Genomic DNA, 13633 nt, shown 5'->3' on the forward strand with positions numbered 1-13633 from the left:
TGAAAAAAATGAAAAAAGAATGAAAAAACATCCAAAAAGCTCAAATCCAAGATCGGGGATAAGTGGATCTTTCATTCTCTTTCATTATCCCAGCGTTCCGTGATTTTTGAGTGTTTTGGATGTTAATTGTGACAGAAATTAAGGAAATATTTATGCTCTAAATTCTGCAAAGCCTTTTCTTATTCTGCTGCCTCTTCTTGGCGCCCGGTCCAGAGCAAAATTGCGATTAGAGCAAAAGCAATCAACGCAAGCAGAGGTACCGTAATGAACCCTAAAAAGTTCAAATAATCCTCATTGCAGGGTACACCAATTTTGCATGGCAAAATTTTACTGAGTGCAGGAATTTTCTGCTCTGCGTAATGGTACAGGGAGATGCTCCCGCCTATCAGACATAAAGGCAGCACATAAGGAATGATGCGTTTATCTCCCCGGTACGTGGCAATTCCGAGCAGAATCAGCTGAGGATACATAAAGATACGCTGGAACCAGCATAGCCTGCAGGGTTCATAATGCAGCACTTCACTAAGATACAAGCTTCCTGCTACTGCAATTACGGAAACAAACCAGGCCAGATACAGGCAGTGGCGTCTGCAGAAGGTAGAGAATTTCATCATTTGGCATCCGCCGAATCAAGGGCGATTTGCACCTGCGAGTCGATGGCTTTGATATCAAAAGCCTTGTCTACCTTGACTCCATTAACAAATACAGTAGGAGTAGAGGTCACTTTGCTGTCTTCGGCCAGCTTCATATCTCTCTGCAGTTCACTTTCATAGGTGCGTTCCTCAATGTCTTTACGCAAGAGGTCAAAATCTATCGGCAGGTTCTCTTTCTGCGCCAGGCTTACCAGGTAATCAGCGGTCGCCCACTCTTCGCTCTCCTCGCCCTGATTAGCATAGATTGCGTCATAATAGGTCCAGAAAGCTTCACTGTTCTGATGATAGACAGACAAAGCTGCTAATGAAGCTGTTTCGGAATCCGGTCCGATAAAGGCCATATTTACGAAGTAAAAGGCCGCTTTGCCCGGAGTTACGTATTTTTCAACAAGCTGAGGTTTGATGGTACCGGTAAAGTCTGAACACGCCGGACATTTATAATCCCCGAATTCGACAATTTTGACTGGAGCATCCTCTTTTCCAAGTCTGTGCATCTCGCTGTAATTAAAGTCAGAGTTCCCTTTTGGAATCAGCATGATTAGAGCGACAAAGATAATGATAACTGCTGCTACTGTGCTGAAGATCAGAATTCTCGTTTTTTGCTTCTGCTTTTCCTGTTCTGCCCTGCGCTTCTCCTGCTTGCTCTGTTGGGGAGCCGCGGCACTGTTTCGTTTGTTTTTGCTCAAAGAGAGTTCCTTTCCGTCCACTCAGGACCCGGGTAATGAAAGTCATATAATTTAAAATTATATAATTAAAGTTCTCTCTTTGGCAAACTTCCATAACAAACTTCAGCTCACACCGCCTTTGTTTTCAACTTACTGTTCGGAGTCTCTCCTTCCTTGCTGAAAAGCTGTTCCTTAGCCTGGTCCATCGGATGCAGGGGGATTCTAAAGATGAATTCCGTCTTTCCATCCTGCGGGGAATCGACCCATATCGTACCGTTCATCAAATCAATCAGCTTCTTGCAGATAGCTAGCCCAAGCCCCGTTCCGGGGTATTTCCGGCTGTGAGAGGCATCCGCCTGGGAGAAGGGCTGAAACAGCAGCGGGAGCTTGTCGGGTGGAATGCCGATGCCTGTATCTTTCACTCTAAACTGCAATTGTTCTGAGTTCCCCTCCGTACGGCACAGTTCCACTACTACGTTAATCTCACCTGTATGGGTGAATTTAACGGAATTTCCAATCAAATTCACAAGAATTTGCCGGATTCGAGCGCTGTCTCCAACTAAATAGTCAGGGATGGCCGGTGCAACCTGGAGTGTGAGATTTAATGCTTTCTCCTTACATACGACCTCGTACAGATTCATACATTCCCTGAGCAGCACTGACAGCTGAAAAGGCTCCCTATGCAGCTGCAGGCCGTCAGCCTCCAAGCGGGAAATATCCAGAATATCACTAATCACATTGAGCAAGGCATGACTGCTTCTATTTTGCAGCTTTAACAGATCCTGGTGCTCCTGATGATGAATCTCGTCAGCGAGCAGCTGATTTATTCCGATGATCCCGTTTAACGGCGTTCTGATTTCATGGCTCATAGTAGCCAGAAATTCGCTTTTCATCCGGGCAGCACTTTCAGCCGCTTCTTTGGCAATAATCAGCTCCTGCTGAAACAGGGCAAGCGCAGTCACATCTTCGGCAACGATATAGACAAACCGCTCCTTCTCATTTACCAGCGGAAAAACCGTTGCACTGCAAATTAGCCTGACTCCATTTTTCATTCTCACCATGAGCTCCAGCTTCGCCGAATGCCCTAACGATGCCCGCTTCACTGCCTCCTTAAGTGCAATTTCATCTTCAAGGCTGTACATTATATTTTTGTAATCTCTCAGTTCTTCTTTACCGTAACCAGTCGTCTGCCGTAATGCCGGATTTGCGCTTACAATCTTCTTGCGTACCGGGTCGATACAGAGCACTATATCCGGACTGAACTCAAACAACGCTACATAACGTTGCTCGTTAAATTTTGCCGAGATGATTACACGCTTCCGGTCCCTGTACAAAAGTGCCAATACAACCGCTACAATGGCTATAAATGAACCTCCAAGAATCATCCCGAGCAGTGAATCCTCCAGAAACAGAGCATCCCCGGCATAGGTAACGCGATCTGAGGAAATGAAAGAAACACCCGCCATCGCTGCATAATGTGTACCGGTCAATGCTCCAGTCAGGGTAAGCACAAGCATTATTTTTTTGGCTGAAAAGATGTTATAGGCATTCTCCAGCCACTTTGGATCATAAGAGGCTGTAATGACAGGAACAACAAGCGAGAACAAGACAGACATTATGATGGAGAACAGACTTTGCTCATAGATTGCAGAATACTGCATAGCCATAATTCCGCTGTAGTGCATGATGAGAATCCCCCCGCTAAAGAGCAGCCCGCCTAAGCCAAGATAGACTCTGCTGCGTGTACGCGGGTTATTAAACAGTTGAAACAGCACAAAGGAAGCCGCGATTGGAATGAGCAGCGAGACAATCATCAGGGGCAAATAATAGGACACCGCAGTTTCCAGCCTCATGGCACGCATACCTATAAAATGCATACTCCACATCCCGATTCCCAGAACAGAAGACATCAATATTATAAAAGGCAACCTTCTTCTGCCCCGTACCAGCCGTTCCGCCAGATCTAGGGCCGCAAAGCAGGATAGAAATGCTATCGCAATGGAAAAGAGGACCAGCAGATCATTATAATGATTCTGATGATTTAGCATTTGGACCTCTCCTTTCTCGGTTAGATAAGTACAAAGATGCTAATTACACTTTCTTACCCGACAAGAAACGACTCGAATCGGTCTCCCAATGCTAAATTGTGGTATTGAATTACACACCAAAAAGGCACTGCGCTAATTCTTCGCTAGTGCCTTTTTGGTGTAATGCTTAATAAGTTTATGCTCCAGCTTCCTCCGTCAAAAACTGCAGCTTCAATAGCTTAATTCGGGAAATCCGCTTGTTCTCGGTTTCCTCTACCACGAACAGATGGCCGTCGAATTCAACGGTTTGCCCTTTTTGCGGCGGATTGACTTCTAACTTGGAGTATAGCCAGCCGCCTATAGTATCATAGTCTTCCGTCTCCATATGAAGCCCTAGTGAGTCGTTGATCTCTTCGATCAGCATGAGGCCGTCTATGGAAAACTCATCCTCCCCCAGTTGCTCAACACCGGGACGCTCCTCATCGAACTCATCCTGAATTTCTCCGACAATCTCCTCCATAATATCCTCAAGCGTAACCATGCCTGACGTACCGCCGTATTCGTCAATCAGAATGGCGATTTGAGTCTTCGCCCGCTGCATCACCTTCAGGAGCGCACTGATCTGAATGGACTCTGGAACGGTAAGAATCGGACGAATCAATTCATTGTACTTCGGCGCCTGATCCCGGATGAGATCCTTAATGTGGATAAAGCCAAGAATATGGTCCTTATCGCCATCACAAACCGGATAACGTGTTCTCATTCCGTCAAAGGCAATCTCAAGGTTCTCTTCTGCCGTCAGATGACTGTTTAGACAGATCATTTCGGTTCGGGGGATCATAATCTCTCTGGCCATCGTATCGGCAAATTCAAAGATATTGTCCACCAGAGTCATTTCTGTATTGTCGATCAGCCCGCTCTTGTTGCTCTCCTGCATGAGGATGCGGATTTCTTCCTCTGTATGCGCCGTGGCCAGCTCTGAGGCCGGTGCCAGACGGAAGAAACGCAGCAGTCCGCCTGCTAATCCATTGACGATCCAGATAAATGGATACATGATCCGGTAGAAGACGTTCATCGCACCTGCCGTTAGCAGAAGCACCTTCTCCGCTTTGTTCACGGCAATTGTCTTGGGTGCCAGCTCGCCTAGTACAATATGCAGCACCGTGATGAACATAAAGGCAATAATGAGGGAGATCACATATACGGTTGTTTCACCGAAGCCTAGGCTTGTTACAAGCGGCCCCACAATCGTAGCTATGGCCGGTTCACCCAGCCAGCCGAGTGCGAGCGAGGCAAGCGTGATGCCAAGCTGGCAGGCGGACAGATAAGCATCTAGATTGTGGACAATATTTCTTGCTGCGGGTGCTCTTTTACTGCCCTCCTCAATCAGTGCTTCAATGCGGCCGCTTCGTACCTTGACCATCGCATATTCAACCGAAACAAAAAAGCCATTAAACAGCACAAGCAAAAGAATAAGACCTACATGTAATATACCGGGTAAAGGGTCGCTCAATTTATACTCCTATCCACCGTTCTTCGTATCGGGTGGATAGGCCCACCTCCTTCGATTTTTCAAAATGTTAGCTTGTGAAACGCCAAACGTTCCTTTCAGTATCAATTTCCCAATGCCTTCAACTCCTGACTAGAATCACGGATTATAAATATATACATTATTATATTATTACTCACTCCATAAAAACAGGTGTAAACCGGAGTAAAAATATGATCTAGTTTTCCTTCTTATGGACATACTCCGTATAAAAGGTATAAAACAAGGTTAACGAATGCAAAAAAAGTTGTAGATGCGCTTTTATATATGTTAAATCTTCCGCACCCTCTCCGTCAAACTTGACGCGTTCAGCTTTGCCCTTCTAGCCATGTTTGGCTTAAATGCTACATGGTAAGACAATGCCCGCCAGATTCCGGCAGGGCACTGCTTATAGTACAAAAAAACAGCAGCCCCCATTTCCAGGCGGACTGCCGTTTACAAAATGTCTTCTATGGATAGTTGTTCAGGTGGATTAACGGAAGTTGCGGGCGACCGGTGGATTTCCGATGACTCCCGGGTACTGGTAAGTAAGCGGCTCATCGAAGGTGGCATAATCGAAATAAATCATCAGCAGCACAGTTCTCTGTCCGGTAGCTGGATCACTGATAATGATATGATCCCGCCCCGCAGCTTCCAGCACGCCTTTGTAAACCTTGGCATTCCAATCCTTGTTGTTCTCATATGTGAAATAAAAGGTCCCGATCTTGCCCAGGTTGAGGCGGAAAATGTTCTCAATGTAGGATTGTTCAAAGGCCGGGGCTGTGGTCGGCATCACGCTTCCTGTAGGCGTCATGGGGCTCCCGCTGGTGACTTGAGGCGGCATGCTGCCCATGTAGCCGCTGGCGGGCATTCCGCCTCCGTTCATGCCAGTGGAAGAAGAAGTACTGCCAATCATATAAGTAACGGGACGGTAAGGTTGACCTATCATTTGTGTAAAACCTCCTAAAAGTTTTGTCAGTATTCGCTTCCTTGAATACACTTCATGTAGAACATGCTGCGACATCACAATTTTCGCTTGCCAGTTTCAGCGGGGGAGACAGACTACGGAAACACTCTGTCTCTCCCCGCAGAGCCGGCTGTACTAATATACAGCCGGGCAATCCGTGCTGGTTGGAGTAAAGAAGCAATGAGCTTTGTAGCGGCCGGTGTTCTGCTGGTTATACCAGGTGGCAGGACAATCGCCTACAGGACGGAAGAACCACAAGGCATTAGAGGCCGGCCAGCGTCGTTCTCCGGCGATGACTCTTTGGGCCAGGCGAATGTCGGCTTCCCGGGCACGCTGATAGAAGTACCCCTTCTGGGGTGCTTCAAAGCCACCTGGACTTTGAAACACCATATCGTTAATATTGCGGATATTGTTGAAGTCCAGGCAATTGCCGAGAATCCGGTTGACCCCGACATTCCCGACCATAAGCATGCCGGCCTCTCCGTCCTCTTCGGCCTCCGCCCGCATCAGCCGCGCAAGCACCTTCACATCTTCCGAGTTCGCTTTGATGACGGCCACACATTCTCCTCCTTTTGCTTCGTAGCAGTTCTGAAGGCATCCGCTTCTTGCCGGACTTCTTGCAAAACCTGCTTCGCAAGCTTCCACATCTCTTGACTGCTCGCTGTATTGTATGTGCATTCGCCTAAGAGGTGACAGTTCACGCCTATTTTCTTCCCGTTACTTGGATTACATAGTTATGGCTCATAAATCATTTTGCGCGTCATGCCACCGTCAATGATAAGCTGTGCTCCTGTAACGAAATTATTATCCGGTGCCGTTAAATAGAGACAGGCTCTGGCGATGTCCTCCGGTCTGCCTACCCGTCCCGAAGGATGCTGGCTATGGTCAATCTCACGCAGCTCCGCATAATCTCCCGTCTCGATCCAGCCCGGACTGATGCAGTTTACCGTGATGCCATCTTCCCCCAGCGTAACCGCCATGGCATGGGTCAGGGCAGCGATGGCTCCTTTGGACGCCGCATAGGCTTCCGTATTCGGTTCTGACATCAATGAACGGGTTGATGACAGATTTACGACGGCTCCGCCTTGCGGATTATTGCGCATAACTTTGGCTGCTTCCCGGGTTGCCAGAAATACACTGCGTGCATTCGTATTGAGTACTTTGTCCCACTCCTCCACAGACAGCTCGTACAGCGTAGAGGTATGCGGATTCGCAATGCCTGCATTATTGATCAGAATATCAACGGTTCCGTACTTAGCTGCTGCGTGGGCAACCAGTGCAATAATGTCCTCCTCCTTGCTTACGTCGCAAGCGACAAATTCAGCAGTTCCGCCTTGACTGCAGATTTCGGCTGCCGCCATGCCTCCTGTGCTTTCATCGAGCTCTGCGATAATTACGCTGGCTCCCTCGGAGGCATAAGCTTCGGCGATCGCTCTGCCGATACCATGGCCGGCTCCAGTGACAATTACAGTTTTATGCAAATAATTCATCATTTCATAGCTCCTTGTTAGTTATTATTAGGTATAGATCCAGACAATATAAATATCCCCTTGCTTCGCAGACCGGAAACAAGGGGATTGTACAGTAACCTCAGGTCTATTGTAAACCGAGCCAAATTCGTATCACAGACAGTTAAATTAATCAGCTGTGGAGTAATGCAGACTGCGCTGAAACCCGTGATACCTTGTACCTTGGTAAGTCAACACACCTCTGTCTCCTTCTGCGCTCATGCCGAACTCATTTCCGTCCACTTTAAACTCCATCCTGACGCCTTGGTCCGTCTCATAAGTCAAATAGTAGGTTGTACTGGTGCGGCTGCTCTGATTCTCATCCTGAAGCTGCTGCTGGCGGACTTCACTGCGCTTGCTGACGATCCGGGCAGGAACGGTCAACAGGGGTGAGCTGTTGTTCCGGCTCCATTGAAGCAGCCCCCTGCCAGCAGATACAGCGACAATGCCAATCATCAGGGCGAGAAAAATCGGTATTACCGTCCCGGTAAGATCAAACATCCAAGAAGAATCCGGGCCTATCCCCATGACTTATTCCTCCTTAATCCCCATTTTTCAGCTTTCCGCATAACTGCAGTCGCTTCTGTACATGTATATGCCTGTTCCGGTTCATACAGCATCACAAAAAGATGAAAACCATATTCGCCGTCAGCAGACGACAGGCTGCCTACCAAAAAGACCACCCGGCTCTCAGATTTGAGAACACAAGTGGTCTTTAAAAACGTTCATTCTGCCTATCAATATTAAGCATGTACAAGATCTAAGAGTTGCTTGGTTTCGTTCTCTTCTTCCGGAAGCATTCCGTTGTCCGCCCAGCAGGCTCTGCATTGTTCTTCAGTTTCACAGAGGTGTGCATCATCACAGTTATAGCATAATTGCAGAAGGTTTCTAGTCATATAATCCGTTTCAAAAGTTGTCATTGTAATCTCTCCTATTCGGAATGAAAGTTTGTGAAAAAATGAACTTGCTTTCTATGTGTTAAATATATCACACGCTCAGCGCTTTGTCATGTGATTTTTTTCACATTTTTAAAGAAAATTTTAAATACGTTTTTTTGCTTCATTCAACGCCCAGAACATCAATACATTCGGTTGGTATAGCTGTCTTGCAGTGAAGCTTTTACTTTTTCTGCGTTCATACCAGGAAGTTTGGCATGGTCAGATATCACTTGAGCAACATTCGGCAATTCGGCCTTCGCAATCCAAGAGTCAGGATTCCACAAGCTGGAGCGTTTTAACGATTTTGCACAATGCATGTAACATTCTTCCACTTCAATGACTATGCCTACCAGCGGCATCCGCCCATGAGATTCCATTCGGACAAGCAGCTCTTCATCACGGACAATATAAGCATGACCATTCACTCTGAGCGTTTCTTCCAGTCCCGGAATGAGGAAGATAAGGCCCGCGTTTGGATTGGACAGAATATTCCTTAGCGAATCCATTCGGCGGTTACCCGGCCGTTCAGGTATAACAAGATGGTTGTCATCCAGAACAAGCACAAAACCCGGCGCATCCCCTCTGGGTGAGACATCACATAATCCCTCCGCATCGGAAGTGGCCATGATCAACAATGGTGACTTAGCGATAAACTGGCGGCAATGCTCATCCAGGGCATCAATCGCTTTGTTCTTCACCAGTTCGCTTGGATAACCGAGCATAGCACGCAATTCCTCTTCTGACTTGATTGTATTAAAATCATGCATCTTCTTCACTCCATATGTATGAATTTCATAGATTCACCTGCTACTTATTGTAACACAGGGAAGAATTGATATAAAAAAAAAAGAGACTGCAATCTGCAGCCTCACTGATAAATCAACTCACATTACCCGCCAGCTTACGCCTCCATTGGTTGTCTGCAGCAGGATAGATCGTCGATTTTCTTTTTTCTCAATTAAGAGCCAGCCGACATCCTTTGAAATAAACTGCAGCTTAACAATTTCCGGATATTCCAAGAGCTTGGATTGCAGAACGCTGCTGGCCGGAAGTGTTGTCCAGGTTGCACCTGCATTAATCGTCTTGTACATCAGATTTCCTTTCAAGGCCCAGCCGAGTTGAGAATTTAAAAAGGCAGGAGCCAGGTGGCGGTTGATCCCTGTCTGTATGCCCAGACCGAACGAAGTGAATGTCCAGCTTTCTCCGCTATTGGCGGTAAAATATCCATTATATGTGATGGAAGCTTCCTTATCCTTCTGGCAGGCCACCGGCAACCACCCGGATGTGCTGTTATTGCCGAAGAATTCAGGTTCTCCGGTGATCACTTTGTCGCAGCCTCTCCACTGTTCATTCACTAGAAACTCCGGTCCCTGACTCCAGGTTGCTCCACCGTCTTGAGTCATGTATATCTTGGGCAGTGCTCCGGTCTGGAGTGTCACGAATCCACGGTCTGTATCCTTAAAGATCATCCCGGTCGTCACGCCCGCCATCGGAATTGCATGATTTGGCAGCTTCGGATTATATTGCTCGTTCTGCATAACCATATTCCATGTGGCCCCCCCGTCTGCCGTTGCATACAGCGCTTTGCTAGCTTTAGTGGCATTGATATCCCAGGAGGTCATCAGCCATCCATGGCTCGGAGAGCTGAAGTAGATGGAAGAGATCGTATTCGCATCCGGGAAAGAAGAGATTTTCCAGCTTAGTCCGCCATCGGTTGTACGCAGCACAACGGTTTCCGTTGTTCCAAAAGCACTTCTTATAATCCAGCCGTTCTCCAGATCCGTAAAGAAAATCTCTTGGCTGTACACCGGATTAGACAGAAACTGCACATTCGCGGAAGGTGAAATATTCGCCCAGGTTTCCCCGTTATCTTTGGTCATATAGATCCGAAGCTCATTTTTGGTAACACCCCAGGCCAGTCCTGCAGAATCGGTTAACAATCTGAAATCCGTAAGCCGGGTCTGAATTTGATATTTGGGTGTATCTTTATTGACTAAGTTTTGAGCATCGGGTGTAATCAGGGTAATCGTCTGCCCTTCTTCCGGCGCTTCCGTCGGCTGAGGAGGCTGAGTGGGCTCAGGAGCAGGAGAAGAAGAGCAAGCCGAGAGTATGAGTAGGCTCAGGAGAACCACCAGTAACGTTCTCAGAACCTTGAAATCTGCTGTTTGGGATGACAAAGCTCTCTCTCCTCTTCGGTTATCGTTTATTTTTGATTCAGTTTGCTGTTCTTGTATCCGTATAGAAAATAGATCAGTAGTCCGACAGCCAGCCAGATGACAAAGCCGATCCAAGTCTCTCTCCCCAGATTATACATTAAATAAGCGCAGGTTGCCGCACTAAGCAGCGGGATGTATGGCACCCAGGGCACCGTGAACCCTCTCTTCAGATTCGGATGGGTACGGCGCAGCACAATTACACCCAAGGATACCACGAGAAAAGCGAACAGTGTTCCAATGCTGGTCAGGTTAGCCAGCCGGTCCAGTGGAACAAACCCGGTGAGCACGGCGATCAATCCGCCGACCATCCAGGTGCTGCGCACGGGGGTATGCGTCTTGGCGCTTACCTTGGACCAGCTTTTCGGCAGCAGCCCGTCCCGTGAGATCGCGAACAAGAGACGGGTCTGGCCGAAAAGCATAACAAGCAGAACCGTGGTCATCCCGGCAATAGCGCCTACAGAGATTAGACCGGCAATCATATTCTGGTCCACGAATCGCAGGGCGTAGGAAACGGGATCACTGACATTCAGGCTATGATAAGGTACGATCCCTGTCAGAACCAGCGAGACAGTAATGTACAGCACGGTACAGATTGCAAGGGATGAAATGATACCGATAGGCAAATCACGCTGCGGGCGCTTCACCTCTTCCGCAGCAGTAGATATGGCATCAAAGCCGATATAGGCGAAAAAGACGGTAGCCGCCCCATTCACCACCCCATGAAAGCCAAAAGGTAAAAATGGCGTCCAGTTCTGCGGTTTCACATAGAAAAATCCCGTAACTATGAAGAGAAGCACTACAGACAGCTTAATCACAACCATAATTGCATTAAAGCGGGCCGTTTCCTTGACTCCGCGGGTCAACAAATAGGAGATCAGCAAAATAATGATCATGGCGGGCAGATTTACATAAGTCCCTTTGTCCGCATTATAAGCCCCGGAGAGTGCTGTGGGCAAATGCAGGCCGAAACCATCCAGCAGGCCCTGGAAGTAGCCGGACCATCCACTGCTTACCGCTGCTGCCGCAACCCCATATTCCAGCACCAGATCCCAGCCCAGAATCCAGGCCAGCAACTCGCCGAAAGCGACATAGCTATAGGCATAAGCGCTGCCGGACACCGGGAGCGTTGAAGCAAATTCTGAATAACACAGTGCGGACAGCACGCAGGCAAACCCGGCGAGAATGAAGGAAAGCACAAGGCCTGGCCCGGCATGCTCCGCGGCTGCGACTCCTGTCATAACAAATATCCCGGTGCCGATAATAGCCCCTACACCAAGTGTTGTAAGATCCAGCGCACCCAGTGTCTTGCTCAGTTTAGCGCCATCGGCGCTTTGAGGCGCAGTCAGCGGTTTTTTGCGGAATAAATCCATTCTTAAATTCTCTCCTGTCAATGAAATGAGTATGGAACTCCTAGGGTGCCGTGGTCAGCAGCTTCATGCCCAGTCCGACAAATATAACTCCGGCTGCGATGTTGGCGCCCTCCTGCACACGGGGCTTCTCCAGAAACTTACTGCTAAAGGCACCGGCAAAATAAGCAAGTGCTCCGAAGATCAGAGCGGTCAGGACAATAAAGATAAGTCCAAGCACAAGCATCTGCATAGGTACAACACCATAGTCATAATTCACGAATTGCGGCAGAAAGGTCAGAAAGAAGATGGCCACCTTAGGATTAAGAATATTCATAATAAATCCTCTACGCAGCAATGCCCTTTCATCCTTCTTCTCGCCCTCGTTCACTACGAGTGTTGCTTTACGGTGCTTCAATGATTTGTAGGCCAGGTAAAATAAATACAGTGCACCGGCAATCTTAAACAGGGTGAACAGCAGCGGTGATGTCTTCACAATGATTGACAGTCCCAGTGCTGCAGCCAACGTATGTACGGTATTCCCCAGTGCCAGTCCGGCAGCGGTGTAGACGCCTGCTTTCCGGCAATTCGTAATCCCCTGGGTAACAGCGAAAATAAGATCCGGACCCGGGATAAGGATCAGTAGAATGGCAGCCCCAAGATACATAAATAGTGTAGCCATACTAAACATAGCTACCTCCTCTCTGCGAAAGCACGTTGTTAGCTTGCCCGTTTTCGGGTAATGGATTAAAAACAAGCTGCTTGAAAACACTAACTCCAGAGCTTATGATGGATAAGATTGGACACAAAAAAATCGAAATTCGGAGGAGATGGAACAATGGCCCCCCCATTTAAGCCCAATCGTGTCGTAGTTATCGGTACCGGTGCAGTCGGTACAACAACCGCATATACGCTGCTTCTGCGCAGACGGATGCCTGAATTGGTACTTATCGATGTCAATCATCAGAAAGCGCTGGGTGAAGCACTGGACATGAACCACGGCATGCCGTTTGTCGGCGGTGTAAAGCTGTGGGCAGGAACCTATGAAGATTGCCGGGAAGCGGATATTATTATCGTAACCGCCGGCGCCTCCCAGAAGCCGGGTGAGACCCGGATTGATCTTCTGCGAAAGAACATCGCGATTTTTAAAGATATCATCCAAAAGATTACGAAATACAATCAGCATGCCATTCTGCTGATTGCTACGAATCCGGTAGATATCCTGGCTTATGCCACTCTTAAGATCAGCGGCTTCGACCGCAGACGGGTCATCGGTTCCGGTACAGTGCTCGACAGTGCGCGGTTCCGCTATTTGATCGGTCTTCATAAAGAAATAGATCCCCGCAGCATTCATGGTCAAATTATCGGTGAACACGGTGACTCCGAGCTTCCGGTATGGAGCCTTGCCAATGTGGCCGGTATCGATTTGGGCTTTGATGAAGCGGAACGCAAGGAGATCTTTGAAGACACCAAGAACGCCGCCTATGAAATTATCGACGCCAAAGGTTCTACCTCATATGCGATTGCGCTTGCCCTGGACCGGATCGTGGTTTCGATTCTGCACAATGAAGGTGCTGTGCTGAATGTCTCCACGCTGCTGAACAACTATAACGGAGTTTCGGATGTGTTCCTCGGTGCTCCATGTGTCGTTGACCGCTCCGGTGTTCGCGAAGTGCTGGATCTGCCGCTGAGTGAAGACGAAAAGGCAATGTTCCAGAAATCTGCAGAGAAGCTCAAAGCGGAAATTTCCAAGCTTGAATTGTAACCATTTTACTGGTTAGCACG

At 48.0% G+C, this 13633-nt stretch carries 14 protein-coding genes; 1 reads left to right on the forward strand and 13 read right to left on the reverse strand.

The window, feature by feature from the left end; all coding sequences use genetic code 11:
- Window positions 1–179: 179 nt before the first annotated feature.
- The 13 genes from H70357_RS18880 to H70357_RS18935 all read right to left on the reverse strand — a co-directional run bounded on the left by H70357_RS18880 (window position 180) and on the right by H70357_RS18935 (window position 12530).
- Entirely contained in the window at window positions 180–611 is a 432-nt protein-coding gene (locus tag H70357_RS18880; protein ID WP_081965848.1) for a disulfide oxidoreductase, read from the reverse strand.
- The gene (locus H70357_RS18885) at window positions 611–1339 is read right to left on the reverse strand and encodes a DsbA family protein (protein WP_052092123.1); all 729 of its coding nucleotides are present in this window, start codon (window positions 1337–1339) and stop codon (window positions 611–613) included. The genes H70357_RS18880 and H70357_RS18885 overlap by 1 nt, the downstream gene beginning before the upstream one ends.
- 107 nt (window positions 1340–1446) lie before the next feature.
- Window positions 1447–3366: an ATP-binding protein gene (locus H70357_RS18890; protein ID WP_052092124.1), complete on the reverse strand. Its 1920-nt coding sequence runs from the start codon at window positions 3364–3366 to the stop codon at window positions 1447–1449.
- Between the two features lie 175 nt (window positions 3367–3541).
- Entirely contained in the window at window positions 3542–4858 is a 1317-nt protein-coding gene (locus H70357_RS18895) for a hemolysin family protein (protein WP_038592697.1), read from the reverse strand.
- 508 nt (window positions 4859–5366) lie between these two features.
- Window positions 5367–5759, reverse strand: a complete 393-nt coding sequence (gerQ, locus tag H70357_RS18900) for a spore coat protein GerQ (protein ID WP_442950475.1) — start codon at window positions 5757–5759, stop codon at window positions 5367–5369.
- Between the two features lie 216 nt (window positions 5760–5975).
- Window positions 5976–6398, reverse strand: coding sequence for a cell wall hydrolase (locus H70357_RS18905; RefSeq protein WP_038592703.1), 423 nt, complete (start codon window positions 6396–6398; stop codon window positions 5976–5978).
- A gap of 176 nt (window positions 6399–6574) precedes the next feature.
- Complete coding sequence (locus H70357_RS18910; RefSeq protein WP_038599939.1) at window positions 6575–7330, reverse strand: SDR family NAD(P)-dependent oxidoreductase; 756 nt, start codon at window positions 7328–7330, stop codon at window positions 6575–6577.
- Between the two features lie 147 nt (window positions 7331–7477).
- Window positions 7478–7870, reverse strand: coding sequence for a DUF2500 domain-containing protein (locus tag H70357_RS18915; RefSeq protein WP_038599942.1), 393 nt, complete (start codon window positions 7868–7870; stop codon window positions 7478–7480).
- A 221-nt stretch (window positions 7871–8091) separates the two neighbouring features.
- Window positions 8092–8268 (reverse strand): hypothetical protein, encoded by a 177-nt coding sequence (locus tag H70357_RS36325; RefSeq protein ID WP_179091757.1) that lies wholly within the window; start codon window positions 8266–8268, stop codon window positions 8092–8094.
- 158 nt (window positions 8269–8426) lie between these two features.
- Complete coding sequence (locus tag H70357_RS18920) at window positions 8427–9053, reverse strand: pyridoxamine 5'-phosphate oxidase family protein (protein WP_038592706.1); 627 nt, start codon at window positions 9051–9053, stop codon at window positions 8427–8429.
- A gap of 117 nt (window positions 9054–9170) precedes the next feature.
- Complete coding sequence (locus H70357_RS18925) at window positions 9171–10463, reverse strand: WD40/YVTN/BNR-like repeat-containing protein (protein ID WP_038592709.1); 1293 nt, start codon at window positions 10461–10463, stop codon at window positions 9171–9173.
- A 26-nt stretch (window positions 10464–10489) separates the two neighbouring features.
- Window positions 10490–11872, reverse strand: coding sequence for a branched-chain amino acid transporter BcaP (locus H70357_RS18930; protein ID WP_038592712.1), 1383 nt, complete (start codon window positions 11870–11872; stop codon window positions 10490–10492).
- A gap of 40 nt (window positions 11873–11912) precedes the next feature.
- Entirely contained in the window at window positions 11913–12530 is a 618-nt protein-coding gene (locus tag H70357_RS18935) for a LysE family translocator (RefSeq protein ID WP_231578282.1), read from the reverse strand.
- Window positions 12531–12686: 156 nt separating this feature from the next.
- On the opposite strand from H70357_RS18935, the gene H70357_RS18940 reads away from it, so the two are divergent.
- A complete protein-coding gene (locus H70357_RS18940; protein WP_038592719.1) occupies window positions 12687–13613 on the forward strand; it encodes an L-lactate dehydrogenase in 927 nt (308 codons plus the stop codon).
- Window positions 13614–13633 lie beyond the last annotated feature (20 nt).

It is taken from the genome of Paenibacillus sp. FSL H7-0357 (assembly GCF_000758525.1).
GTDB lineage: Bacteria > Bacillota > Bacilli > Paenibacillales > Paenibacillaceae > Paenibacillus_AQ.

Excerpts from the sequence above, each read along its gene's own strand:
- H70357_RS18940 (WP_038592719.1), top strand. The coding sequence starts at position 12,687 with ATGGCCCCCCCATTTAAGCCCAATCGTGTCGTAGTTATCGGTACCGGT.
- H70357_RS18890 (WP_052092124.1), bottom strand. The coding sequence starts at position 3,366 with ATGCTAAATCATCAGAATCATTATAATGATCTGCTGGTCCTCTTTTCC.
- H70357_RS18920 (WP_038592706.1), bottom strand. The coding sequence starts at position 9,053 with ATGCATGATTTTAATACAATCAAGTCAGAAGAGGAATTGCGTGCTATG.
- H70357_RS18930 (WP_038592712.1), bottom strand. The coding sequence starts at position 11,872 with ATGGATTTATTCCGCAAAAAACCGCTGACTGCGCCTCAAAGCGCCGAT.
- H70357_RS18880 (WP_081965848.1), bottom strand. The coding sequence starts at position 611 with ATGAAATTCTCTACCTTCTGCAGACGCCACTGCCTGTATCTGGCCTGG.
- H70357_RS18910 (WP_038599939.1), bottom strand. The coding sequence starts at position 7,330 with ATGAATTATTTGCATAAAACTGTAATTGTCACTGGAGCCGGCCATGGT.
- gerQ (WP_442950475.1), bottom strand. The coding sequence starts at position 5,759 with ATGAACGGAGGCGGAATGCCCGCCAGCGGCTACATGGGCAGCATGCCG.
- H70357_RS18935 (WP_231578282.1), bottom strand. The coding sequence starts at position 12,530 with ATGGCTACACTATTTATGTATCTTGGGGCTGCCATTCTACTGATCCTT.
- H70357_RS36325 (WP_179091757.1), bottom strand. The coding sequence starts at position 8,268 with ATGACAACTTTTGAAACGGATTATATGACTAGAAACCTTCTGCAATTA.